This is a genomic window from Variovorax sp. P1_H2 (assembly GCF_056405295.1).
This window is the reverse complement of the sequence record NZ_JBFUCJ010000084.1, coordinates 1-23649: the sequence shown is the minus strand read 5'-3', so window position 1 is coordinate 23649 and position 23649 is coordinate 1. Positions and strand designations below refer to the sequence as shown.

General features: G+C 70.4%; 30 protein-coding genes. 10 read left to right on the top strand and 20 right to left on the bottom strand.

Annotation, left to right across the window (positions count from 1 at the left end; translation table 11 throughout):
* Nucleotides 1-19: 19 nt before the first annotated feature.
* Entirely contained in the window at nt 20-931 is a 912-nt protein-coding gene (locus tag AC1D2E_RS24505; RefSeq protein ID WP_478199809.1) for a LysR family transcriptional regulator, read from the bottom strand.
* Between the two features lie 440 nt (nt 932-1371).
* Here AC1D2E_RS24505 and AC1D2E_RS24500 point away from each other — a divergent pair, with 440 nt between their 5' ends.
* The 4 genes from AC1D2E_RS24500 to AC1D2E_RS24485 all read left to right on the top strand — a co-directional run bounded on the left by AC1D2E_RS24500 (nt 1372) and on the right by AC1D2E_RS24485 (nt 5697).
* A complete protein-coding gene (locus AC1D2E_RS24500) occupies nt 1372-1719 on the top strand; it encodes a type II toxin-antitoxin system prevent-host-death family antitoxin (RefSeq protein ID WP_478173513.1) in 348 nt (115 codons plus the stop codon).
* Nucleotides 1719-2372, top strand: a complete 654-nt coding sequence (locus AC1D2E_RS24495; RefSeq protein ID WP_478199808.1) for an ATPase — start codon at nt 1719-1721, stop codon at nt 2370-2372. The genes AC1D2E_RS24500 and AC1D2E_RS24495 overlap by 1 nt, the downstream gene beginning before the upstream one ends.
* A gap of 95 nt (nt 2373-2467) precedes the next feature.
* Nucleotides 2468-4273, top strand: coding sequence for an FAD-binding oxidoreductase (locus AC1D2E_RS24490; RefSeq protein ID WP_478199807.1), 1806 nt, complete (start codon nt 2468-2470; stop codon nt 4271-4273).
* Nucleotides 4270-5697 carry a cytochrome P450 gene (locus tag AC1D2E_RS24485; RefSeq protein ID WP_478199806.1) on the top strand — a complete coding sequence of 476 codons (1428 nt, stop codon included), beginning with the start codon at nt 4270-4272 and terminating at the stop codon, nt 5695-5697. The genes AC1D2E_RS24490 and AC1D2E_RS24485 overlap by 4 nt, the downstream gene beginning before the upstream one ends.
* A 16-nt stretch (nt 5698-5713) precedes the next feature.
* Here AC1D2E_RS24485 and AC1D2E_RS24480 read toward each other — a convergent pair whose 3' ends face one another.
* On the bottom strand, nt 5714-5875 hold the full coding sequence (locus tag AC1D2E_RS24480) for a hypothetical protein (protein WP_478199805.1): 162 nt from the start codon (nt 5873-5875) through the stop codon (nt 5714-5716).
* A gap of 118 nt (nt 5876-5993) precedes the next feature.
* Nucleotides 5994-6776, bottom strand: coding sequence for an META domain-containing protein (locus AC1D2E_RS24475; protein ID WP_478199804.1), 783 nt, complete (start codon nt 6774-6776; stop codon nt 5994-5996).
* Between the two features lie 173 nt (nt 6777-6949).
* Here AC1D2E_RS24475 and AC1D2E_RS24470 point away from each other — a divergent pair, with 173 nt between their 5' ends.
* The gene (locus AC1D2E_RS24470) at nt 6950-7333 is read left to right on the top strand and encodes a hypothetical protein (RefSeq protein WP_478199803.1); all 384 of its coding nucleotides are present in this window, start codon (nt 6950-6952) and stop codon (nt 7331-7333) included.
* Nucleotides 7334-7345: 12 nt separating this feature from the next.
* Complete coding sequence (locus AC1D2E_RS24465; protein WP_478173507.1) at nt 7346-7582, top strand: hypothetical protein; 237 nt, start codon at nt 7346-7348, stop codon at nt 7580-7582.
* Between the two features lie 201 nt (nt 7583-7783).
* Here the strand turns inward: AC1D2E_RS24465 and AC1D2E_RS24460 are convergent, their stop codons facing one another.
* The 3 genes from AC1D2E_RS24460 to AC1D2E_RS24450 form a co-directional block, all read right to left on the bottom strand.
* A complete protein-coding gene (locus tag AC1D2E_RS24460) occupies nt 7784-8164 on the bottom strand; it encodes a hypothetical protein (RefSeq protein WP_478199802.1) in 381 nt (126 codons plus the stop codon).
* Nucleotides 8165-8439: 275 nt separating this feature from the next.
* On the bottom strand, nt 8440-8700 hold the full coding sequence (locus AC1D2E_RS24455) for a hypothetical protein (RefSeq protein ID WP_478199801.1): 261 nt from the start codon (nt 8698-8700) through the stop codon (nt 8440-8442).
* Between the two features lie 14 nt (nt 8701-8714).
* Entirely contained in the window at nt 8715-9218 is a 504-nt protein-coding gene (locus tag AC1D2E_RS24450) for an H-NS family nucleoid-associated regulatory protein (RefSeq protein ID WP_478199800.1), read from the bottom strand.
* Nucleotides 9219-9450: 232 nt separating this feature from the next.
* Here AC1D2E_RS24450 and AC1D2E_RS24445 point away from each other — a divergent pair, with 232 nt between their 5' ends.
* Complete coding sequence (locus tag AC1D2E_RS24445) at nt 9451-9954, top strand: SET domain-containing protein (protein ID WP_478199799.1); 504 nt, start codon at nt 9451-9453, stop codon at nt 9952-9954.
* Nucleotides 9955-9957: 3 nt separating this feature from the next.
* Here the strand turns inward: AC1D2E_RS24445 and AC1D2E_RS24440 are convergent, their stop codons facing one another.
* The 3 genes from AC1D2E_RS24440 to AC1D2E_RS24430 form a co-directional block, all read right to left on the bottom strand.
* Nucleotides 9958-10590, bottom strand: coding sequence for an ABC transporter ATP-binding protein (locus AC1D2E_RS24440; RefSeq protein ID WP_478199798.1), 633 nt, complete (start codon nt 10588-10590; stop codon nt 9958-9960).
* 81 nt (nt 10591-10671) lie between these two features.
* Nucleotides 10672-11811 carry a 3-deoxy-7-phosphoheptulonate synthase gene (locus AC1D2E_RS24435; RefSeq protein WP_478199797.1) on the bottom strand — a complete coding sequence of 380 codons (1140 nt, stop codon included), beginning with the start codon at nt 11809-11811 and terminating at the stop codon, nt 10672-10674.
* A gap of 82 nt (nt 11812-11893) precedes the next feature.
* A complete protein-coding gene (locus tag AC1D2E_RS24430; protein ID WP_478199796.1) occupies nt 11894-12439 on the bottom strand; it encodes an RrF2 family transcriptional regulator in 546 nt (181 codons plus the stop codon).
* A 53-nt stretch (nt 12440-12492) separates the two neighbouring features.
* Here AC1D2E_RS24430 and AC1D2E_RS24425 point away from each other — a divergent pair, with 53 nt between their 5' ends.
* The 3 genes from AC1D2E_RS24425 (at nt 12493) to AC1D2E_RS24415 (ending at nt 14409) form a co-directional block, all read left to right on the top strand.
* Complete coding sequence (locus AC1D2E_RS24425; protein WP_478199795.1) at nt 12493-13668, top strand: NnrS family protein; 1176 nt, start codon at nt 12493-12495, stop codon at nt 13666-13668.
* Nucleotides 13661-14059 (top strand): group III truncated hemoglobin, encoded by a 399-nt coding sequence (locus AC1D2E_RS24420; protein WP_478199794.1) that lies wholly within the window; start codon nt 13661-13663, stop codon nt 14057-14059. Before AC1D2E_RS24425 ends, AC1D2E_RS24420 begins: the two co-directional genes overlap by 8 nt.
* 89 nt (nt 14060-14148) lie before the next feature.
* Entirely contained in the window at nt 14149-14409 is a 261-nt protein-coding gene (locus tag AC1D2E_RS24415) for a hypothetical protein (protein WP_478199793.1), read from the top strand.
* Between the two features lie 91 nt (nt 14410-14500).
* Here AC1D2E_RS24415 and AC1D2E_RS24410 read toward each other — a convergent pair whose 3' ends face one another.
* From AC1D2E_RS24410 to AC1D2E_RS24360, 11 genes are all read right to left on the bottom strand, one after another.
* Nucleotides 14501-14758 (bottom strand): hypothetical protein, encoded by a 258-nt coding sequence (locus AC1D2E_RS24410; RefSeq protein ID WP_478199792.1) that lies wholly within the window; start codon nt 14756-14758, stop codon nt 14501-14503.
* A gap of 100 nt (nt 14759-14858) precedes the next feature.
* On the bottom strand, nt 14859-15764 hold the full coding sequence (locus tag AC1D2E_RS24405; RefSeq protein WP_478199791.1) for an acyltransferase domain-containing protein: 906 nt from the start codon (nt 15762-15764) through the stop codon (nt 14859-14861).
* Nucleotides 15765-15825: 61 nt separating this feature from the next.
* Nucleotides 15826-16698, bottom strand: a complete 873-nt coding sequence (mdcB, locus tag AC1D2E_RS24400) for a triphosphoribosyl-dephospho-CoA synthase MdcB (protein WP_478199790.1) — start codon at nt 16696-16698, stop codon at nt 15826-15828.
* Nucleotides 16695-17387, bottom strand: coding sequence for a malonate decarboxylase holo-[acyl-carrier-protein] synthase (gene mdcG / locus AC1D2E_RS24395; RefSeq protein ID WP_478199789.1), 693 nt, complete (start codon nt 17385-17387; stop codon nt 16695-16697). Before mdcG ends, mdcB begins: the two co-directional genes overlap by 4 nt.
* Before the next feature lie 8 nt (nt 17388-17395).
* Nucleotides 17396-18097: a biotin-independent malonate decarboxylase subunit gamma gene (locus AC1D2E_RS24390; protein ID WP_478199788.1), complete on the bottom strand. Its 702-nt coding sequence runs from the start codon at nt 18095-18097 to the stop codon at nt 17396-17398.
* 10 nt (nt 18098-18107) lie between these two features.
* Nucleotides 18108-18995 carry a biotin-independent malonate decarboxylase subunit beta gene (locus AC1D2E_RS24385; protein WP_478199816.1) on the bottom strand — a complete coding sequence of 296 codons (888 nt, stop codon included), beginning with the start codon at nt 18993-18995 and terminating at the stop codon, nt 18108-18110.
* A gap of 181 nt (nt 18996-19176) precedes the next feature.
* On the bottom strand, nt 19177-19503 hold the full coding sequence (mdcC, locus tag AC1D2E_RS24380; protein ID WP_478173489.1) for a malonate decarboxylase acyl carrier protein: 327 nt from the start codon (nt 19501-19503) through the stop codon (nt 19177-19179).
* A 9-nt stretch (nt 19504-19512) separates the two neighbouring features.
* On the bottom strand, nt 19513-21195 hold the full coding sequence (gene mdcA / locus AC1D2E_RS24375; protein ID WP_478199787.1) for a malonate decarboxylase subunit alpha: 1683 nt from the start codon (nt 21193-21195) through the stop codon (nt 19513-19515).
* An 11-nt stretch (nt 21196-21206) separates the two neighbouring features.
* On the bottom strand, nt 21207-21971 hold the full coding sequence (gene madM / locus AC1D2E_RS24370) for a malonate transporter subunit MadM (RefSeq protein ID WP_478199786.1): 765 nt from the start codon (nt 21969-21971) through the stop codon (nt 21207-21209).
* Between the two features lie 5 nt (nt 21972-21976).
* Nucleotides 21977-22396, bottom strand: a complete 420-nt coding sequence (gene madL / locus AC1D2E_RS24365; RefSeq protein ID WP_478199785.1) for a malonate transporter subunit MadL — start codon at nt 22394-22396, stop codon at nt 21977-21979.
* A gap of 124 nt (nt 22397-22520) precedes the next feature.
* On the bottom strand, nt 22521-23441 hold the full coding sequence (locus AC1D2E_RS24360) for a LysR family transcriptional regulator (protein WP_478199784.1): 921 nt from the start codon (nt 23439-23441) through the stop codon (nt 22521-22523).
* Between the last annotated feature and the right edge of the window lie 208 nt (nt 23442-23649).

Below are 23649 nucleotides of genomic sequence, written 5' to 3'. Positions count from 1 at the left end.
AGTTCGCCGAATTGAAACGCTAGGCTTCGCGCGTTGCCGCGACGGCGGGATCGTCGAGCAGGAATTGCATGAAGGCCGTCGCGAACATGGGCAGCCGCGCATCGGCCCGCACGGCGAGGTTCAGCTCGCGCAGCGCCCAGGGCTCGGCCAGCCGCAGCATCGACACACCGTGCAGGTCCGACGATGCGGACACCACGCTTTGCGGCACCAGTGCCACACCGACGCCCGCACCGACGAGCGACAGCACCGCGTCGAAGCTGTGCGCGTGCATGCGTGCGCGCAGGGCGCGCCCGGTCCTTGATGCCGTGTCGCGCAGGAACAGAAAATTGCTGCTGCTGCGGTTCATGCAGACGAAGTCGAAGTCGAGCGCAGCCCCGAGCTTGATCTCGGACTCCCGCGCCAGCGGATGGCTCGACGGCACCGCGATCACCAGCCGGTCGAGCGCGTAGCGGTGGACCTCGAGCCCCGCGACGTCGGTGCTGCCCGCGAAGATGCCGATGTCGGCCTCGCGTGCCAGCACCGCGGCCGGAATGGTCTCGCTCTGCCGCTCCTCGACGTCGGCATCGATCTGCGGATTGAGCACCAGGAAGCGCCCCAGGCTCGACGTAACGAAACCATTGAGCGCGCTGCTGTTGGCCATCAGGCGCACGTGCCCCTTGAGGCCCGAGGTGAAGCGCCCGACATCTTCATGCATGCGCTCGACGCCCTCGAACAGTTCGCGCACGTGCGCCAGCACGGTCTCGCCGGCGGGCGTCAGCTCCATGCCGCGCGCGTTGCGCACGAACATGGCCGTGCCCAGCGCGTGCTCGAAGTTCTTGAGCCGGTAGCTCGCCGACGATGCGGTGATGTGCACGGCCGAGGCCCCGGTCGAAAGGTTTCTGGCCTGGGCAATGGCCATGAAAAGGCGGAGATCGGTCAGTTCGTATCGCATGGGATCCTCGACCCGCGGATGCGGCCATGACAGGGAGCTTAGCCTTCCGGGTCCTTCTGAATCCTGCCAGTCGGCGTCAGGTGGCTCGACGGCTGGAAAGCGAAAAGGCAGCCGCGCGCGGGCGCCACGGATTGCAGAGCAGTCATCGGGAGCGCCTCGGTCGAGCGTGATCTTCAGCTCGCGGATGAGCTTCTGCCAGCGGCAGGCGTACGGGGCACCCAGAAACCGGGCGACGAAGGGAACAACTGCAGCCGTCGCGCGCTCAAACCGATCTACGTTGCAAGTACGCCGATCGGCAACGGTCGGCGGCTCTCCAGAGCCATCTAGAGTGGACCACCCACCGATGGCTCTCTTTTTTGCTCGTCTCGCTCGCAAAAAAGACACCCAGCGCACGATCTGGCTATTTTTGCCATAATGGCAACTCCACCTCGGAGTCCGCCATGATCACCGCCTTGCCCGCCCTCCACGACCTGCCGCGCCAGAACGCCTCGCAGGTCAAGAACAAATGGGGCGACGTCGTGCGCCAGGTGCGCCAGAGCGGCAGCGTGGCCATCACGAACCATGCCGCGGTCGAGATGGTGCTGCTCGATGCCGCCACCTACCAGCAGCTGACCGAAGACCTGATGACGCTCCAGGCGCGCGAGCAGTCGGTGCTCGAAGAGCTGTCCGGCCGCTTCGACAGCCGCCTCGCCGTGCTGCAGCAACCCGAGGCGGCCCAGCGGGTCGGCGCCTTGTTCGAGGCCCGCGGCAAGCTGGCCCGGCGCCCGAAGGCCGGCGCTTCGTTCTGATGGCCTCAGCGGGCGCTGCGCGGCCCTTCATCTTCGTGCTGGCCGGCGTCAATGGCGCCGGCAAGAGCTCGGTCGGCGGCGCCCTGCTCGCCGAGCACGGCCTGGCCTGGTACAACCCCGACAGCTATGCGCGCGAACTGGTCGCGCAGCTCGGGCTCGAGGCGGTCGACGCCAACAGCCGCGCCTGGGAATACGGCCGCAGCCAGCTCGCCGCCGCGATCGCCAGCGGCCGCAACTACGCCTTCGAGACCACGCTCGGCGCCACCACCATCCCCGAACTGCTCGCCCAGGCCTCGCGCAGCCACGACCTGGTCATGCTCTTCTGCGGCCTCGCTTCGGCCGAGATGCACCTGCGGCGCGTCCGGGCCCGGGTCGCCAGCGGCGGCCACGACATCCCGGTCGCCAAGATCCGCGAACGCTGGATCAGCTCGCGCATGAACCTGATCCGCCTGATGCCGCTGCTGGCGCGCCTGCAGGTGTTCGACAACAGCGCCGAGGCGGCACCGGGCGAGGAGATTCCCGAGCCGGTCCTGCTGCTCGAGATGGTCGGCGGCCGCCTCGTGTTCCCCGAAGCCGACGATGCCGCGGCGCTGGAGGCCACACCCGAATGGGCCCGGCCGATCGTGCAGGCCGCGATCGAGCAGCAGGGCTGAACCGGCTCCCGCCGAGGACCGCCGAGGAAGACGTCGCGGAGCGCCTTCGGCATACTTCAGCCCGCTCTCGAACGCAGTCCTCGGAAAGGGACCCTGTGAAAAGAAGACGTCTGGTCCAGCTCGCCGCCGCCATCCCGTTCGCCCATCCGTGGGCGACGCCGGTGCGCGCGGCGGCCACCGCCTCCCGCGTGCGTCCGGGCGATCCGGGCTGGCCCTCCGACGCGCAATGGAAGCAGTTCGGCGAACGACTGGGCGGCGATGCGCTGCTGAAGGTGCAGTCGCCGTTCGCGCCCTGCCTCGAAGCAGCTGCCGGGCCCGCTTGCACGCAGTTCTTCAAGGCGGTCCGCAACCCGTACTTCCTCGGCGACGACATCGGCCTGACGCAGACCCTCGGCTGGGTCGGTGCCTGGACCTCGAGCCCCAGCGTCCATGCGGTGTCGGCCCGCAGCACCGGCGACGTCGCCGCGGCGGTCGACTTCGCGCGCGACAACCGGCTGCGCCTGGTGGTCAAGGGCGGCGGCCACAGCTACCAGGGCACCTCCAACGCGCCCGATTCGCTGCTGGTCTGGACCCGCCGGATGAACCAGGTCACGTTGCATGAGTCCTTCGTCGCCCGGGGCTGCGAGGCGCAGGCGGCACCTACGCGAGCGGTCTCGGTCGGCGCCGGGGCGATCTGGGCCCATGTCTACGACGCGGTGAGCACGCGCGGCGGCGGCTACGTGCAGGGCGGCGGCTGCATGACCGTCGGCGTCGCCGGGCTGGTGCAAAGCGGCGGCTTCGGCAGCTTCTCGAAGGCCTACGGCCTGGCCTCGGCCAGCCTGCTCGAAGCCGAGGTGGTGACCGCCGACGGCCAGGTGCGGATCGCCAACGCCTGCAGCGAGCCGGAGCTGTTCTGGGGCCTCAAGGGAGGCGGCGGAGGCAGCCTCGGCGTGGTCACGCGCCTGACCCTGAAGGTCCACGCCCTCCCCGAATCCTTCGGCGCGGTCAACATGACGATCAAGGCATCTTCGGCGCCGGCCTTCCGCCGCCTGATCGGCCTCGTCGTCGACTTCTACGCCGGCAACCTGCACAACCCGCACTGGGGCGAGCAGATCCGCCTGCGGCCGGACGACACGCTGCGTCTCGCGATGGTGTTCCAGGGCCTGAGCCGCAGCGAAGCGCAGGCGGTCTGGCAGCCCTTCCTCGATGCCGTCGAGGCGGAGCCCGACGCATTCAGGATCGAGTTCTCGCCGCTCAAGATCGTCTCGACCTCGGCGCGCGACTTCTGGGCGCCGACGCTGTTCAAGCGCGTGCTCGGATTCATTAGCACCGACGACCGGCCCGGTGCGCCGCCGGGCAATGTCTTCTGGCCCGGCGACCAGGGCCAGGCGGGACAGGTGCTGCACGGCTATCAATCCGCCTGGCTGCCTGCCGCGCTGCTGCATCCCGAGCGCCGACAGGTCCTGTGCGATGCCCTGTTCGACGCCAGCCGGCACTGGGGCCTGTCGATGCACGTCAACAAGGGGCTGGCCGGCGCGCCGCCCGAGGTCATCGCCGCCGCCCGCGACACGGCGATGAACCCGGCGGTGCTGGACGCCTTCGCGCTGGTGATCTGCGGCGCCGACGGACCGCCGGCCTTGCCCGGCGTGGCGGGGCACGAGCCCGACGCCGCCCTCGCGCGGCGCCAGGCGGCAGCGATCGGCCGTGCGGTCGACGAACTGCGCAAGCGGGTGCCGCAACCCGGCTCCTACCTGTCGGAGAGCAACTACTTCGAGCCCGACTGGCAGCGCTCCTTCTGGGGCAGCAACTACCCGCGGCTGCTCGCAGCCAAGGAGCGCTACGATCCCGATGGCCTCTTCTTCGTCCACCACGGCGTCGGCAGCGAACGCTGGAGCGCCGACGGCTTCACGAAAATTGCATGATGGAAACCCTTGCCTTGCGCCACATCGACGACCTGCCGGGACCGCGCGGCGCCCCATTGATCGGCAACCTGCTGCAGATCGATGCCCCGCGCATGCACCAGCAGCTGGAGCAATGGTGCCGCGAGTTCGGTCCCTTCTTCAAGCTGCGGATGGGCCGGCGCAGACTGCTGATCGTCGGCGATCACGAGGCCGTGGCCGCAGCGCTGCGCGACCGGCCCGAGGGCTTCAAGCGCACGGCCCGCTTCGAGGCCGTGGCCAGCGAGATGGGCCTCAAGCCGGGCCTCTTCGGCGCCAATGGCGAGGACTGGCGGCGGCAGCGCCGAATGGTCATGGCCAGCTTCGACCCGGCGCACGTGCGGCACTACTTCCCGTCGCTGCAGAAAGTCTCCGAGCGGCTGGTCGGCCGATGGCAGGCGGCCACGCGGCGCGGCGATGCGATCGACCTCCAGGCCGACCTGATGCGCTACACCGTCGACACGATCGCCGGGCTCGCCTTCGGTGCCGAGGTCAACACGCTGGAGTCCGACGGCGACGTGATCCAGCAGCATCTCGACAAGATCTTCCCGGCGCTGGTCAGGCGGATGCTGGCGCCGCTGCCGACCTGGCGCCTGCTGCCGACCCGGGCCGACCGCGAACTGAAGCACGGCGTGCAGGCAGTCAACGAGGCGGTGACGGGGTTCATCGCCGAGACGCGCCGCCGGCTGGAGGCCGACCCCACGCTGCGCACGCACCCCCGCAACCTGCTGGAGGCGATGGTCGCAGCGGCCGACCAGCCCGGCAGCGGCATCACCGACGTGCAGGTGGCCGGCAACGTGTTCACGATGCTGCTGGCCGGCGAGGACACGACCGCCAACACCATCGCCTGGATGATCGACCTGCTATGGCGTCACCCGGCGGCCCTGCAGCGCGCCACCAGCGAAGTGCGCGGCGTCCTCGGCGACGCGCGATGCCCGAGCTTCGAGCAGCTGGCGCAGCTCGATTTCGTCGAGGCCTGCGCGCACGAGACGATGCGGCTCAAGCCGGTGGCGCCGATCCTCGCGCTGCAGGCCGAACAGGACACCCGGCTGGGCGACGTCGAGGTGCCGGCCGGCACGGTGGTCATCAACCTGATGCGCGTCGACAGCGTGAGCGACAGCCATCTGGCGCAGGCCGAGGCCTTCGAGCCCGGGCGCTGGCTGGCCGATGGCCCGGCCGGTGCCGCGGCCAGCAGCGCGAAGCGCGTCTCGATGCCCTTCGGCGCCGGGCCGCGCATGTGCCCCGGACGCTACCTCGCGCTGCTCGAAATGAAGATGGCGATGGCCCAGCTGTTGAACTGCTTCGACATCGAAAGCGTCGACACGCCGGACGGCCAGCCGGCGCGCGAGCATCTCTCCTTCACGATGACGCCGATCGGCCTGCGCATGCGGCTGCGCGTGCGCGGCTGATCGGGGCGCGCCCGCATCAGGGCTTCTGGCGCTCCGGTGCGTCGCTGTTGCCGCCGCGCGAGAACTTGCCTTCCTTGTTGGCCGCGGTGTTCTCGGCCCGGCGCTTGGACGCCGCCGCGCGGCGCTCGGCGCGCGGCTCCGAAGGTGCCGTCAGCGGGTTGGCCTGGGCCTCTCCCATCTGCGGTCCGCGGGCCGCCTTGCGGCCGGTCGCGCGCGAGCGAATCCACGCTGACTTCGAGCACGCGGTGCATGCGCGACAAGTATCGACGTTGAACTCAGATCATTCCGGAATCCCTTCAGTCGGTCTCGCGGCTCCCGATCATCGTGCGTTCCCCATCCGGCCGGTGCATGTCGAGGAAGGCGCCGCTGAAGGCCCAGGCCGTGGTCGATTCCAGGGCCGCGATGAACGCCCGCTCCTGCTGCATCACGCCCTCTGCCGGGCAGTTCCTGCGCGTGGCGGCCACGGGCCCGACGGCGATCTGGTTGCCGTTGCTGCTGTAGGTGGCGCGAAAGGTGTTGCAACCGCCGAAGCCCTTGACGATGCCGTCGCCGAAGGACAGCGAGAGCGTCGTCCCAAGCAGCGGGCTCACGACGGCCTGCCGCCCGTTGTTGAAGCCGGTGATGTTCGAGCGCAGGCCGGCGAGCGCAGGGGCCGGCTCGGCCTTGAACACGAGCACGGCCTGCCCGTCCTCGGACAGCAGGCCCAGGCGCTCGCCAGTGCGCACCGGCCGGAACGAACCCGACAGGGCCCGCTGCACGGCGGTCTCCAGCGCCATCGATGCCGGGTCGCAGGCCATCATCGAACCGGCCAGCGAGCCGATCTCCAGCCGGCCCGGCTTCAATGCATAGCTGCCGAAATACCGGTTGCATCCCGAGAAGCCGTCGATGCGGCCGCCCTTGAAGCGGGCCGTGACCGACTGCGGCCCGCTGGGCAGCGCCGCGCCGTCGAAGCCGCGCAATTCGGTGAGGCGCCAGGTCGGGCCCTCGACCGATGCCAGGGCCGGCGCTGCGCTGCGCTGCGGCTCCGCGGCGCCGACGACACCCGCCGCAAGCAAGACCAGCATGACAATTTTCTTCATTCGATGTTCCCCCGGATCGAAGCCGGCATCTTAGTCATGGCCCGAAGCGACCCGCGTCGCCGCGACTCGGCAACGCCCTCCACAACCCTTCTTCGTCGTGTTTGACACAGGCGGAAACCCAAGCGCAACATCCACCGCGACGCGTACGCAACGGCAACCTGATGGAGAAGGCGATGACAATCAAACTGCACATGCGCACGGCGCTGGCTGCGGCGTGCATGGCGCTGGCGATGGCGGCCTTGCCGGCTCGCGCGGCCGAAGTCCCCGTCGTCACCGGCGAACAATGGACCACCTCGAGCGAGGCCGTCAAGAAGGCCTACCTCGTCGGTATCGCCAATCTGGTCCAGGTCCAGACCGCCTACTTCGCGGCGAACCCGCCGACCGATGCGCAGAACTTCATCCCGCGCCTTGCCAAGGGCATGCAGGGCCAGACGCTGGACAGCGTGCGCGAGGGCCTCGATCGCTGGTATGCGGCCAATCCGACCAAGCTGAAGCGGCCGGTGCTCGACACGATCTGGTTCGAGATGGCGCTGCCCGGCCTGCAGAAGAACAAGTAGCGGAGAGCGATCATGAAACGACTTCAATGGGTGGCGATCGTTGCGGCGATCACGTTGGCGAGCGCCTGCACCGACATGACGCCGCGGCAGCAGGGAACGATGAGCGGCGCGGCGATGGGTGCGGCGGGCGGCGCCGGCATCGCGGCCATCTCGGGCGGCGACGCCTGGACCGGCGCAGCCATCGGCGGCATCGCCGGCGGCGTGGCCGGGAACATCAGGGGCGGCAGGCAGCAGCAGATGGGCTGGTAAAGGCCCGTGGCATCCCCGGCGCAGGCCAGGGGTTTCGTCCTGGCGTTGCTGCTTCTGCTGCCGCTGTCGACGCTCGCACTGAGCACCTCCACCACGCGCGCGGTCAACATGCGGACCGGGCCGGATCGCTTCTTCGAAGTGATGACGGTACTTCCCGCGCGAACTTCCGTCCGAGCCTGCCGGCCAAGGCCTCGGCGAGGGCTAGGAGCGCGGCTTCAAGGTCGTGAAGTCGAGGAACGCGGTCTGTTCGAAAGACTCGTCGTGCTCCGGCGCAGGCGCCGGCTTGGCGAAGTCCATGAAATCGGTCGGCTCGAAACTGATGTCGCGTCGAACCGGGACCGACGCACGCGCGTGCCGTTCCTTGGCACTCTCGCGCAACCGGGCCAGATCGGCCCGCACCTCGTCGAGCGAGCGCATGGTCTTGGCCGGTGCCGGTGCCGGTGCCGGGTCCGGAACCGGCTCGGCTCGCGGCGCAGCGACAACCGGCTGGACCGACGCCGCCACCGGCTTGCGCACCTCAGCCGCCAGCGGGACCGGCTTCGACGGCAGCGCCCGGTCGTCCGGTGCCATGGGTCGCGGCATGGCGGACGCCACCACGCGCGGCGCCGAACGCGCCGGCCCGCGGCCGCCGAACAGTCGCCGAAGGCGACTGCGGAGGCGATGCAATGTTCCGAGAAGAGGTGATGCTTTCATGGGCTGAGGACCGGGATTTGCGCCATTGTGTAGTGATCACAATGAAGCCGAAAGGATTACATCACTGTGTATATCGCGATTTGCGTACAAATGCACGGATCCGTTCAGCGCGCCGCCGTCACCGTCCGGCAGTCCTTGTCCCAGCCTCGAATCGTCGACTGCCCTCAGGCCAGCTTCCACCACAGCAGCCCCGCCAACGCCGCCGGCACGGCGAAGATGCCGAGAAAGATCGGGAACTCTTCACCCCATGAATAACCGGCGGTGCCGACGCCGACCCACATGTTGACGAAGGCACCCACCAGCCAGATCGGGATGAAGAGCCCGGCACCCATGACGAGTCCTGCCCTGCCGCCCCAGGCATGCCCCAGCAGCAGGCAGGCAGCCATCAGCGCCAAGCCGCCGCCGATCACGATGACCGTGTGCATGAGGGGCCGCTTGCTCAGCCGGCCAGTTCGCTCAAGGTCTTGCCTTGCGCCAGTGCTTCCTTCAGCCAGCGAGGCTGCGGCCCGCGACCGGTCCATGAATGGCCGGCATCGTCGCGATAGAGCACGGTCGACGGGCGGCGCTTCGTCCGGGCCGCCTTCTTCGCGGCGCGCGGGGCAATCACCGGCCCGGAAGCGACCCTGAAGTCATCGAGCGACTTGCCGGCCGCCAGCGCCTCGCGCAGCCAGCCGGGACGAGGACCGCGCCCCGACCAGGTGCCGCCGTCGCCATCGCTGAAGCGGGCCGCTGTCGCGACCGCCTTCTCTTTCCTGTTGCGCGACGCCGCCTTCGGGCTCGCGCCCGCGGCACCGAAGCCCAGTTGCGGCGCAGTCAATCCGTAATGAGCGATGGCCACCTTGATGCGCTCGACCACGCCGGCGACTTCCTTCTCGCGAAGACTGTCGGCCTGGCGCTGGAGCAATGCGATCTTTTTCTGGATTTGAACGTATGTCGTAGTCATGGGCATCACTGTGCGTTGAGAAAAGTGCCATAGCTTAGTCGGAGTGCCGCCGTTGCAACAGCGGCGATGCCTGGCCGCACTGCACCACTCAGGCAGCCAGGAATTTCACGAGGAGATCCTTCGCGTGATTCTTGAGTACGATGCAGACCCGCCGCAGCAAGCCTGCGACGGCGGATCCGCCGAGCGCTTCACCGGGCTTCGAGATCCTGCGCCCACGCATCCCGTTCCGACCATGACCGCCGCCAGAAAATCCGCCGCCTCCTCCACACCCTGCCTGCGGGTATCCCCCAGCGGCGTCCACGGGCTGGGCGCATTCGCGACCCGGGACCTGCCCGCCAACGCCCTGCTCGGTCTCTACGAAGGCCGTCGCTACACGGCCGAAGAGGTCGCCGCCCGCCAGTGGAACGACCAGCTCACCTATCTGTTCATGCTCTCCAACGAGGAGGTCATCGACGGCGGCAAGGGCGGCAACGCGACCCGCCACCTGAACCACTCCTGCGACCCGAACTGCGAGGCGGTCGAGGAATACGACGAGGCGGGCCGCCTGGTGCTCAAGTTCCAGACGCTGGTGCCGGTCGAGGCCGGCGACGAGCTCTTCATCGACTACGGGCTCACGGCCGACGACGGCTCGTCGCCTTCAGACTATCCGTGCCGCTGCGGTGCCGCCAGCTGCCGCGGCACGATGCTGGATGTCGCGCCCCTCACCGAGGGGCCCGCGGACCTGGTGGCGCCGTAGCGCTCAGCGCAGCGGCAGTGCGAGCGTTGCGGCCAGCGGCAGCGCGTCGATGCATTCACCGCTCGCCACCACCACGGCCCGGGCCTGTGCGCTCTCCGACAGGGCGCTCCAGAGGCAGCGGATCGAAGCGGCGTCGAGGCCGCCGGTCGGCTCGTCGAGCAGCAGCAGCGGGCGACTCGACGCCAGCGCGGCGGCCAGCCAGACCTTGCGCTTCGAGCCGGTCGACAGCATGAACATCGACTTGTCGAGATGCGGGGCCAACGCGAAGCCGTCGACCAGCCGCTGCCACGTCGCCTCGTCGAAGCCTGCATCCCCTTCGCGCAGCGCGGCCGTGCAGGCGCGCACCGTGAGCGCATCGAAGGCGTCGGTGGCGGGATCGACGAAGAAGACGCCGCGCCGGTAGGCCTCGGCGTCCGTGTCGAGGCGGGCGCCGTTCAGTGCCAGTTGCCCACGGGCGGCCAGGGTGCCGGCCAGCACGCGCAGCAGGGTGGACTTTCCGCTGCCGGTGTCGCCGTGCAGGAGCGTCACTCCCGGGCCGATGGACGCTGTCCAGCCGGTGGCGAGTGGCTGCTGTCCGGGGTAGGCAAAGCCCAGTCTCTCGACTTGCAGGATCACAGGAAGATCGGGGGTTCTCATGCTTGCGACCATACCGCGCCGCCGGCGTTGCCACGGCCGCTATCGGCTCGTACGAACTCAGAAAAGTCGAAGGGCCCCTGCTCAACGGGCCGACAGCGTGCCCTTCATCAGACGCCGCCGCGCCTTGACCGCCTTGGCCAGCCCCTCCAGCACCGGCACCGTCTGCGCGAAGCCGATGCAGGCGTCGGTGATCGAGACGCCATGCCGGAGCGCCACGCCCGGCTTCAGGTCCTGCCGCCCTTCCTCGAGATGGCTCTCGATCATGATGCCGGTGATGCGCTTCTCGCCGGCCGCGATCTGCGCCGCGACGTCTTCGGCGACCACGATCTGCCGCTGGTGCTGCTTGCTGCTGTTGCCATGCGAGACGTCGATCATCACCTGCGGCCGCAGGCCGTTGGCCTGCAGCGCCTCGCAGCTCGCCGCCACGTCGGCGGCGCAATAGTTGGGCGCCTTGCCGCCGCGCAGGATCACGTGGCAGTCGTCGTTGCCGCGGGTCTCGAAGATCGCCGCCATGCCCATCTTGGTCATGCCCATGAAGGCATGCGGTGCGCGGGCCGCGAGGATCGCATCGGCCGCGACCTTGACGCTGCCGTCGGTGCCGTTCTTGAAGCCGACCGGGCAGCTCAGGCCCGAGGCCAGCTGGCGATGGCTCTGGCTCTCGGTGGTGCGGGCGCCGATGGCACCCCAGGCGATCAGGTCGGCGATGAACTGCGGGCTCAGCAGGTCGAGGAACTCGGTGCCGGTCGGCAGGCCCAGCGTGGTCAGTTCGAGCAGCAGGCGCCGTGCCCGCTCCAGGCCTTCGTTGATCGCGAAGCTGCCGTCCAGGTGCGGGTCGTTGATGTAGCCCTTCCAGCCCACCGTGGTGCGCGGCTTCTCGAAGTAGGCGCGCATCACGATCAGCAGGTCGTCCTGCAGCGAGTCGGCGACCGGCTTGAGGCGCTGCGCATACTCGATCGCCTGGTCGTGGTCGTGGATGGAGCACGGGCCGACCACCACCACCAGCCGGTCGTCGCGGCCGTGCAGCACGTCGGCGATCGCGGCGCGGCTGCCCTCGACCAGCGCCAGCGTGTTGTCGCGCACCGGCACGCGCTCCTGCAGCAGCGCAGGGGTCATGAGCGGGCGGACGGCGCCGATGCGCACGTCGTCGATGCGTGTGGTGTCGAGCGTGCTGTCGCGGGAGCCGATTTCGGCATCGTGGAGGGGATCGTCGAGGCGGGACATGGTCGTGGCTGTGGGTTCAGGCTGAATTTTCCCCGATTGTCCTCCGGACGGCGCCCGTGGCAGGCGCCCGTCGCCAGCGCCCTCAGCCCGCGCGCTTGCGGCGCGGCCGCACGGCGGCGGGTTCGCTGAGCAGCGCCTGGGCGATCCCCGGCACCACCTCGATGCTCGGACGCTTCACCGGCGCGTGCCAGGTGAGCTCCTGCCACAGCGGCAGCACCATCAGCGCCGGGCTGGCATTTGCAAGGTCGGCCAGGCTGTAGCGGTCGAGTTCGTCGAGAAAAGCCTGCATCGCCCGCGCCAGCACCGCGGCCAGCTCGCAGCCGCCGGTCAGCACGCAGCGGTTGCCGTCGCCGAAGCACTCGACCAGCGCGAAATCGGTCTCGAGATGGCGAACGATGGTGCCGATCCTGAGCTTGGAGGGATGCGCCGACAGCCGCATGCCGCCGTTGCGGCCGCGCACGGTGTCGACCCAGCCCGACTTGCCCAGCATGTGCGTGACCTTCATCAGGTGAGCATTCGAGATGTCGAAGGCCTTCGACAGGTCGGCGATGGTGACCAGCGAGTCGGTGCGGGTCGCAAGCACCAGCAGAACGCGCAGGGAATAKTCGGTGAAGAGGGTCAGTCGCATAAGGTGTATTTTATCTATTGCTTTGATGTCTCGCCATCTATAAACTACATCTCATGTATATGTTAAAGGCACCCCCACCTTCGGGCCTGCCGGTCCTGCGGCTGGCATTCCGGCCGTTCTACCTCGGCGCGGCAACCGTCGCCGTGGCCTGGATGGCGCTGTGGGCCGGGCTGCTGAGCGGCCATGCGACGCTGCCGAAGCAGCTGCCGCCGGTCTACTGGCATGCGCACGAGATGCTGTTCGGTTTCGTCGCCGCCGTGATCGTCGGCTTCCTGCTGACGGCGGGCAAGGTCTGGACCGGATTGCAGACACCGCGCGGAGCCCCGCTGGCGGCGCTGTGGCTGCTCTGGCTGGCGGGGCGCATTGCCTCGGTGGCGGCACCCGCGCCCCTCTTCGCAGCCATCGACACGCTGTTCCTCCTTGCTGCCGCGGCGACCTTCGCCACGCTGATCCTGCGGGCGCGCAACTGGCGCAACCTGAAAGTGGTGGCGGTCCTGGCGCTGCTGGCGATCGCGAATGCGGCATTCCACCTGGGTGCGCTCAACGCGCGATGGGCCGAACCCATGCGTGCGCTGCATGCGGGACTGGCGCTGATCGTGGTCCTGGTGTCGATCGTCGCCGGTCGCGTGATCCCGGCCTTCACCCAGAGCGCCACGCCGGGGCTCAGGATCGTCGAGCCGCGCTGGCTGTCGCCCGCGGCCGTGGCCTGCACGGCGCTCGGCCTGGCGGTCTGGGCCGCGGACGTGGCGCCGGTTTCGGGCGCCGCGGCGCTGGCGGCCGCGGCCCTGCTGCAGGCGCTGCGCCTGGCCACCTGGGCGCCGATGGCCAGCCGGCGCCGGCCGATCCTCTGGGTGCTGCACCTGTCCTATGCCTGGCTGCCGCTGGGACTGGGGCTGTTGGCCGCCGCCCAGGCCGGCTGGATCGGCAGCTCGGCCGGCGTCCACGCCCTGGCCGTCGGCTGCGTCGGCGGCCTCGTGATCGGCATGATGACCCGCACCGCCCGCGGCCACACCRGCCGCGAGCTGAAGGTCTCGGGCGCCGAGATCGCGGCCTACGCGCTGGTGATGGCGGCGGCCCTGGCCCGGGTGGCCGTCCCGTGGCTTGCGCCGTCGGTCCAGTCCGCGACGCTGCTCGGTGCCGCCGCGGCCTGGACCCTGAGCTTCATCCTCTACCTGCTGCGCTTCGCGCCCTGGCTGCTGAGCACGCGCGCGGACGGCCGCGATGGCTGAGGCCGACAACAGCGACCGCGCCCGGCTGCGGACCCTGGTGCATGCCTTCTACGGCGAACTGCGGCAGGATGCCGAGATCGGCCCGCTGTTCGAACGCGCGATCGGGCAGGACTGGCAGCCGCACCTCGACCGGATGGTGGAGTTCTGGGCCACGCTGGTGCTCGGCAGCCGCTCTTTCACGGGCGATGTCTTCGGCCGTCACATGGCGATCCCCGGGCTGGAGCCCGCGATGTTCGCGCGCTGGCAGGCGGCGTGGAAGAAGCACACCGAGGCCCTGTTCGAACCGGCGCGGGCGGCCGAGCTCCAGCGCATCGCGGCAGGCATCGCCCGCACCCTGTCGCGGGGGCTGGCCAAGCGCGATGCGCCCCTGGGGATTGCCCGGGGCAAATAGGGCTCGGCGGCGTGATCTTTTTCCTTGGCGGGCCCGCGCGCCTTCGATTCAATCCCATGCCAGCACATGCGTTTGAAACCCCGTCGCACATGAAGCCTGAACTCAGCCTCGTCATCGAAGAACCCATTGCCGGCCACTACTACTGGATGATCGTCCGGCCCGGCGGATGGTTGAGGCTGGGGCCCTGCCAAGTGGTCGATTCGGGCAGCGGGCCGCTGCCCTCCTACCAGGCCGCGCAGTCGGCGGGCAACCGGGTGCTGGCCAGCTTCCAGCCGCCCGTCGAACGCCCGACGCCGAGCGGCTTCGGCGGCGCCTGGGACATCATGACGATTCCGGGCGCGCTGACCTGAGGCTTCTTTGCCACCCCCTGCGCGCCGGGCCATGTCGCCAGGCGCTACGACGCCGGCGGGCGCAAGCTGTCGATGGTGCGCGGGGGCTGAGTCAGGGGGCGGAGACCGAGTCGATCTTCGCGCTCCAGAACTTCCACCAGGGCCGCGCCGCGGGCGGCGGCTCGGGCGGCAACTGCTGCAGCTGGCTGGTGCGCAGGCGCCGCCGGCACTCGACCTCGAGTGCATGGGCAATGCCGAAGGCCTCGCGGTCACCCCGCGAGGCCTGGGACCGCCAGCTCACGGCAAGGCGCAGGAGTTCGTCGTCGTCGATGCCGGCGAGTTGCTGCGGAGTCGGTACGCTGGAACTCATGGCAGGCCGCCCCGAGATGCGCTTTTCGCGAAATGCATGGGGATGATTATTGCGCATCGACGCCGGCGCGCTGGCTGGGGCCATTTCATCGGGCGGGCGCTCAAGGCGCTGTAGCCCGCGCCACCCAGGCCGCGATCCCCGCCACGCTGCGGAACTCGTCCGCCGAGCGCGCCGGGATCTGCGGAAAGCGCGCGTTCCACATGCGTGCCAGGGCCCGGCCGGGGCCGATCTCGAGCACGCACGAGACCCGCCTGGCGGCGATGCCCTCCATGCACTCGTCCCAGCGCACGGCGTGGTCGATCTGCGCGGCGAGCGCCTCGCGCGCTTGCGCCGCACCGACGACACCGCCGGTGTAATTGCTGAACAAAGCCATCCGCGGCGCCTCGAACGGCAGCGCGGCGATCGCGCGCGCGAAGTCGTTCGCGGCCCCCGCCATCCAGGGTGTGTGCGAGGCGACGTGAACGTTGAGCGGCGTGCAATGCGCACCCAGGCGCGACGCCGTCTCGGCAGCCGCGGCCAGCGCGGCGCGCGGGCCGCCGACCACGACGCTGCCGACGCCATTGCGGATCGCGATCGCCAGCCCCGCCTCCGCGCACAGCGCTTGCAGCGCAAGGTCGGCGAGCCCGCTGATCGCCAGCAGCCCGGCCGCGCCCTTCTCGGCCTCACGGTCCATCAGCGCGGCCCGCTGGCGCGCCAGGTCGATCGCCGTGGCCGGATCGTAGACCCCGGCCACGGCGAAAGCCGCCAGCTCGCCGACGCTGTAGCCGGCGACCGCGACCGGCACGGGCAGCTGCGTTGCCAGCTGCGACCAGGCCGCGCAGCCGAGGCCGGCCAGCAGGACCTGCGCATGCGCATTGCGGCCGGCCCAGGCCGGATCGGCCAGCCGCGCGCGCCAATCCTCGCCGAGCACGCGGGCCACTGCACGCACCGAGTCGTCGGCTGCCAGCCACGGCAGCATCGCCGCATGCTGCATGCCCTGGCCCGAGAAGACCAGCGCCAGGCTCATAAGGCAAGCTCCGTGCTGCGCACTGCGGTGCGAGCTTGCTTGGGGCGGCCCGGCGCTGCGCTCACGTTGCCTCGCAGATGCGCCGCAGCCAGCAGGCGGCGGCCAGTGCATCCGCTGCGCCCCCGGGCGACAGGCGGCGGGCCACGAAGCCGCGGTGCACCGCCTGCGCCTGCTGCAAGCCATCGGGTGCGGCGATGCCGCCGCGATCAAGGAAACGGCGCGCCGCAGCCTGCGCGAAGCGCAGGCCGTCGAGGCCGCCGCGGTGCGCCAGGTTGCTGTCGTCCAGCACCGCCATGACCGCGAACAGCGTGTCGATGCGTGCCTGCCGGGGCGAGAGGCCGCGCGAGAGCGCGCGCTCCAGCGCCGGCAGCGCGGTCTCGAAGATGGCCGGGAAACCCAGCGCCGCTTCCTGCGACGCGCTGCGCAGGCCGTAGCGGCGCGCCGCGACACCGCCGGGCAGCATCGAGACCCGCAGCGCCCGCTCGGCGAGCGCATCGCCCCAACGACGGCGCAAGGCGGCGCGCAGCATAGGCGGCCGCAGGCGCCCGCCTTCGGTCCGCACGGCACCCGCGGCCGCGCACAGCAGGCCGAGCGAGAAGACCGCGCCGCGATGGGTGTTGATGCCGCCGGTGGCGGCCAGCATGCGCTGCTCGGCCGCAATGCCGCAGGCCTCGAGCGCGGCGAACGGTGCGCCTTCGCGGCCCCGTTCGAAGATCGCCGGGAAGTAGTGGCGCAGCGCGAACAGGCTGCGCATGAAGGTATGGGCGTCCATGTCCGCGTGGCTGCCGTTGTCGACGAAGGACACCAGCCCGGGCTTGGGCGCCAGTGCCAGCTCGTCGTGCAGGGCCAGCACCGCGGCCCGGCCGATCTCGTACGCATCCGGGCCCGGCTCGAACGGCGCAGGCGACGCGCGGGGACACAACGCCGCCGTCATGCAAGCACCCCGTGCTGCACGCATGAGCCGATCGACGGCTGCGCCTCTGCCAGCGTCGCGCCATCCAGCCGCTTGACCAGCAGCCGGCGCGTGCAACCGCCGCGCCAGGCATGCCATTCGCGCCAGGCGACCGCGGCGCCGTCCGGGAAGACCAGTTCGCCGTCGAGCCGCACGCGCTCGCCGCCGGCGAAATCCTGCAGTTGCCGCGCGACGGCATCGGCATGATCGACGTCGTCGACCGCGATCCACAGGTCGATGTCGGATCCCGCGTGCAGGTAGTCGAGCCCGCTGAGCAGCTGCCAGCCATGGCTGCCGTAGACACGTGCGCCCGCCTGCAGCGCGCGCAGCCCGGCGTCGAGCGCCCGCCATGCCGTGCGCACGGGGCGCGGCAGCAGGCGGCCGGCCTCGGCCGCGCGCGGAAACTCGTCGAAGCACGACAGGGCCTCGCGCGAAACCTGCAGCGCCAGCCGCCGACGGCCCCAGCGCAGCGGTGCCGGCAGGCCCAGCGCGATCGGCGCGGCATCCGCGCCCTCACCCGCCGGGTGCTGCCGGGTCACGACCAGCGGCAGCCGCTGCGAGGCCCAGTGCGAAAGGCAGGCCCGCGCCTCCTCGTCCCAGGGGCGAGCCAGCACCTCGTGCCAGCCGGCAGCGCAGAGATAGGCCAGCCGATGGCGACGCAGCGGCACCATGGCCAGCCTCAAGCCGCGTCCAGCACGCGCTGGACAATGTCTGCCGCCAGCGTGCGGCCGCCACGCTCGGCGCCGTCGCGTGCGCGGCGATCGTCGGTGCCGGTCTGCGCCAGGGCGCTCCGCAGCGCCGCCGCCAGGTCGCCCTGCCAGAGGGCGCGCACGCCGCCCATCGCGAGGTAGTTGCCGACCCCGGGGGCGAACACCGGGTTCGACCGAGACAGGGCCGTCAGCATGTCCTCGGGCAGCTTCGTGACGCGCGACATCGCCGGAATTCGCATGACGCGGATCTCGGCCTCGGGCAGCGCATAGCAGGCGTCGGCGATCAGGCCCGAGGTGATGAACCCGCCCGACAAGGCCTGGTCGTAGACCAGCGCGATCACCGCGTGCCCGCGGCGCCGGGCCAGATCGATGCTGGCCCCCAGATGGGCCATCGCGCGGTTGATGCCGAGCAGCTCGTCGCGCCGGCGCAGCTGCTGGCCCTGGGTGTCGATCAGCAGCAGGATCGGCTGGCCCGGCCGTGCGGCGATGGTGTCGAGCACCACGCGGGCTTGCGCCAGCGCCAGCGCGACGCCGATCGGCGCGTGGTGCGTGGTGCCGACCACGGTGACCGGCCGGCCGTCGAAGCGAGCTTCGCCATGCAGGAAGTCGCCATCGGGCTCGATGCCGTGGCCGGGGCCGAAGAGTGCTTCGGCGAGTGCTTTCCATTCCATCGTTGTCTCCTCAGGCAGGGCGCAGCGCGCGCACCGCCTTGACGTCGAGATCCGGCACCCGCTCGGGCTCCGGGATGCCCAGCAAGTGCCACAGGCGAAACGACTCGTCGCCGCCGTCGGCCGCGCCGGACAGCGCGTCGAGCCGCGCCGCCAGCAGTGCGTGCTCAGCCTCCAGCGCCTCGGGCGACAGCGGTCGCGAGGCGTCCGGTACGTTGATCGCGGCGATCGCCGCGACGCGGAAGGCGTGCACCTCGTCCTCGACCAGCGCATCGCAGTCGCCGCACAGGTAGCGGTGCTTGCCGCCCGTGGTGCGCCAGACCAGCGCCCGGTCGCGCGAATCGAATTCCTCGACGCCGTGCGAAGCCTCGATGACTTCGGGCCCCGACATCGCGAGCCGGCCGACGTCGCTCATCACGATGCGGTCGGCGCAGCGCGCCACGATGCCCATGCCGCCGAAGCAGCCGTTGGCACCGCCGATCAGCACCACCACCGGGATCCCGGCGGCCCGCACGTCGAGCAGCGCACGCATCACTTCCGACACCGCGATCAGCCCGGCGTTGGCCTCGTGCAGCCGCACGCCGCCCGACTCCGCGAGCAGCAGCACCGCGGCCGGCCGGTCGCGCAGCGCGCGGCGCAACAGGCCGACCAGCTTGGCGCCATGGACCTCGCCGACGCCGCCGCCCATGAAGGCGCCCTCCTGCGCGGCGACGAAGACCGGTCGGCCGTGCAGCGTGGCGCGACCGATCGCGACGCCGTCGTCGAAGGCGCAGGGCAGGCCCAGCTGCGCCAGGTGCGGGCTGGTCGCGCGTTCGGCCGGCGGCAGCCATTCGTGGAAGCTGCCGGCATCGAAGAGCTGCGCGATCCGCTCGCGCGCCGAGCATTCGGCGAAGCTGATGATGGTCACAGGCGTACCTCCGCGCTGCGCGCTGCGGAATTCGCCTTGGGAGCGGCCCGGCGTCTCATTGGATAACCTTCGCGCAGCAGCGCTGCGGTATTCGCCTTGGGAGCGGCCCGGCGTCTCATTGGATAACCTTCGCGCAGCAGCGCTGCGGTATTCGCCTTGGGAGCGGCCCGGCGTCTCATACGCTCAGCTCCGCCGCCGCCTGGTCCAGCCGCAGGCTGACGACCGCCGGCGTGGCGCCCATGTCGTTGATCGAGATGCGAACGCCGGCCAGCGGATGGCGCTGGTGAAAGTCGCTCAGCACGGCTTGCCAGATCGGGCCGAAGCCGCGCGCCGAGGTCTCGATGCGCACGCTGCAGTCGCGGCCGGCCGCGGCTTCGAGCAGCACCTCGAGGTTGCCGGAGCCGACCACGCCGACCAGCACCGGGGCGATGGCGCCGGCGGGCCGGCTGCCGGGGAAGGTGAATTCGAGGGACTCGAGCCCTGGGGAATGGGATGTGGACACAGCGGCCTCCTACCAGTTTCTGAAACGCCTGGGTGGCTGGTACAGCCCGCCCGACGCGCGCACCAGGTCGCGCATGCTGCGGGCCGCCAGCAGGTTGCGGGTGGCATCGCGCGGATCGATGCCGAGGTCCTGCGGCCGCCGGATCACGCCGCGGTCGCGCAGGTTCTCGACCGCGCGCCGGTCGCGCGCCAGCCCGACGGCGGTGTAGCCGGCAACGCCGCGGATCGCCTGTTCGCGCTCCTCGTCGCTGCGGCACAGCAGCAGGTTGGCGATGCCTTCCTCGGTCAGGATGTGCGAGACGTCGTCGCCGTAGATCATGATCGGCGGCAGGTCCATGCCGGCCTGCTCCTGCAGGGTCCAGGCATCGAGCCGGTCGACGAAGGCCGGCTGCATGTGCTCGCGGAAGGTCTCGACCATCTGCACCACCAGCTTCTGGCCGCGCGGCGTGCCCGCGGCGCCGTTGCGGCCCACGCGCGCCTCGCGGCCGGCCTTGAGCCAGGCCGGGCTGGCGTGGCGCCGGCCGCGCGCGTCGGCCCCCATGTTGGGCGCGCCGCCGAAGCCGGTGATGCGCCCGAGCGTGGCGGTCGAGCTGTTGCCGTCGAGGTCGATCTGCAGGGTCGAGCCGATGAACAGGTCGCAGGCGTAGTGGCCCGCCGCCTGGCAGAAGGCCCGGTTGCTGCGCAGGCTGCCGTCGGGCCCGGTAAAGAAGACATCGGAGCGGGCCCGGACGTAGTCCTCCATGCCGAGCTCGGAGCCGAAGGAATGCACCGACTCGACCCAGCCGGCCTCGATCGCCGGGATCAGCGCAGGGTGCGGGTTCAGCGCCCAGTGCTTGGCGATCCGACCCTTGAGGCCCAGCGATTCGGCGTAGGTCGGCAGCAGCAGCTCGATCGCCGCGGTGTCGAAGCCGATGCCGTGGTTCAGCCGCTCGACGCCGTACTCGGCGTAGATGCCCTTGATCGCCATCATCGCCATCAGCACCTGGATCTCGCTGATCTGCGCCGGGTCGCGCGTGAACAGCGGCTCGATGAAGTTCGGGCTCGGCGCCTGGACCACGAAGCTCACCCAGTCGGCCGGGATGTCGATGCGCGGCAGGGTCGTGGTCCGGCCGTCGACCAGCTCGTTGACCTGGGCGATCACGATGCCGCCCGAGAAGGCGGTGGCCTCGACGATGGCCGGCGTGTCCTCGGTGTTGGGCCCGGTGTAGAGGTTGCCCTCGGCGTCGGCCGCCTGCGCCGCCACCAGCGCCACCTTGGGCGTCAGGTCGACGAAGTAGCGTGCGAACAGTTCCAGGTAGGTGTGGATGGCGCCGATCTCGATCCGCCCGGCCGACACCAGTTTGGCCAGGCGCGCGCCCTGCGGCCCCGAGAAGCTGAAGTCGAGCCGTGCGGCGATGCCGTTCTCGAAGACGTCGAGGTGCTCCGGCAGCGCCAGCACCGACTGCACCATGTGCAGGCCGTGCACGCGCTGCGGATCGAGCCGCACCAGCGCCTTCGCCAGGAAGTCGGCCTGCTTCTGGTTGTTGCCCTCGAGGCAGACGCGGTCGCCGGGTTCGAGCACCGCTTCGAGCAGGGTGCCGATGGCCTCGGTGGCGACGCGCTTGCCCGCAAGCTGCGCGCCGAGCGCTTCGGCCGCGCGTGCGAGCCGGGCCGCGCGGTTGTCGGCCTTGGTGTTCCAGTTCATTCGGTCCATGGTTGTGGTCCTCACGCCATGATGGCCTTGACGGCGAAGAACAGCAGCGATGGCCCGAGCAGGCAACCGAGGCCGGTGTGGAAAGTGGCGACCAGCGCACCGTAGGGCACCAGCTTGCGGTCGGTGGCGGCGAGGCCGGCCGAAACGCCGCTGACCGTACCCGCCAGGCCGCCGAACACCATCGCCGAACGCGGCGTCTTCAAGGCCAGGAAGCGGGCCGCGATCGGCGTGCCGACCATCACGATGATGGCCTTGACGAGCCCGGTGGCGATGCTGAGCGCCATGACATCGGGGCTGGCGCCGATCGCCGCGCCGGTGACCGGACCGACGATGTAGGTCACCGCACCCGCGCCGATGGTCGTCATGCTCACCGCATCCGAATAGCCGAAGCTCCAGGCGATGGAAGCGCCGACGACGAAGGGCAGCACGGTGCCCAGCAGCAGCGCGACGACGCCGATCAGCCCGGCCTTGCGGGCCTCGGTGGCCTGCACTTCGAAGGCCGTGGCGACGATCGCGAAATCGCGCAGCATCGCGCCGCCCATCAGGCCGATGCCGCCGAACAGCGACACATCGGCCAGGCCCTTGTGGCCGCCGGTCTGGGTGCCGCCCCAGTAGGCCAGCGCCAGGCCGATCACGATCGCGATGGCCGAGCCGTGGACGCGGCCGAAAGTCAGCCGCTTCGAGATCTGTCCCGAGACCAGGACGATCAGGCCGACCACCGCGAAGGCGGCCACGAGGCCGTTCTGGGCCGCTGCTTTCTGCAGGATTTCGAGCATGGTGTTCACTCCGCTTCGGTCAGCAGGGGGTTGTCGTGCAGCAGCGGCGCGGGGACCGCCGGCTCCGCGGCCGGGCGCTCCATCCGGTTGATCAGCGCGATGACGACCGCGCAGACCGCGACCGCGGCGAGCGCCGACAGCAGGGCCACCGGGCCGCCGCGCAGCGCCGCGACCATGTCCTGCTGGGCCGCCATCGCGACCACCACCGGGATGTACATCGCGCCCCAGTACTCCACGCCGAGTTCGGTCAGCTTGGGCAGCTTGTTGTTCTTCTGCATGTAGAGCCGGGCGAAGATCAGCAGCAGCATCGCGATGCCGACGCCGCCGACGTTGGTCTTGACGCCGAGCGCCTGCCCGAGCAGGTCGCCGATGAAGATGCCGAGCAGGTGGCAGACGGCCAGCAGCGCGGTGCCGTAGATGATCATGGGTTGTCTCCTGGATCGGGCTGCGCGAAGGCGCTGTTCCCTGGAGACGAAAGGTACCGGCCGGCGCCGGTCCGATCAATTAAGCAGCGCTCGCGAAATCGTCGCGGAGCGAAACGATCGGGGGTTAACCCTGAGCCAGGTCGGCGCGGGCCATGCGGCACACCGCCAGCAGCGCGAGCAGGTTGGGGTCGCGCTCGCGGGTGCGCAGGAAGCTCACGCCGATCTTCTGGCGCATGAGGTAGCGCGGCTGCAAGGGGATCAGTTGCACCCGCTGCGGCATCACGCCGCGCACGCGGCCCGGCAGCAGCGTGTAGCCGATGCCGCCGCTGACCAGGTTCATCAGCGAGAAGATGTCGCCGGTCTCCATGACCACGTCGGGCGTGAAGCCGGCGATCCGAAAGGCTTCCCGGAAGCCGCCGTAGGTCACGAAGCCTTCGCTCAGGCTGACGAAACGCTCGCTGGCGCAGGCGCTCAGGTCGACCGCCTCGAGCCGGCCGTAGGGCGAGCCGGCCGGCGCGGCGAAGAAGATGTCGTCGTCGAAGAGCGGTTCGCTCTCCAGGTCGGGCGCGCCCTCCGGCATCCCGATCAACGCGGCATCGACCGCGCCGTCGCGCAGCTTTTGCAGCAGGTCGGCGTTGGAGCCGAGCACCAGTTCCAGCTGCAGTTCGGGCTTGCGCACCTTCATGCCCATCACGATCGCGGGCACGGTGCGGCTGGTCAGCGAGTAGAGCGAGCCGATGCGGATCCGGTCGGCCGAGTAGCCGGCCACCTCGCGGGTCGAGCGGATGCCCTGGGACAGGGTGCGCAGCACGTCGCGCGCGACCTCGGCCAGGGCCTGGGCGGCTTCGGTGGGATGAAGATTGCGGCCCTCGTGGCGAAACAGCGCGCAGCGCATTCCGTTTTCGAGCGCATGCAGGGCCCGGTGCACGGTCACGGTGCTGGTGTCGAGACGCTCCGCGGCACGCGCGAGATTGCCGGTCTCCATGAAGGCGAGCAGGATCTCGAGCCTGCGAAAGGTGATGTCGTCGTCGACGCGCTCGTCCATGGGCTGCCTGCGGGGCGGGGTGCGATGCGCGCTATCTTACGCAGGCACCCGGGCCGCCCCAAGGCGGCCTGCGCCCCCGGGAGGCAGCGACCCACACGAAGTGGGGGAGCGTGGGGGTCAGTCAGGCCGGCGCCGGGCCGCCCCAAGGCGGCCTGCGGCCCCCTCGGGGGGCAGCGACCCACACGAAGTGGGGGAGCGTGGGGGCCAT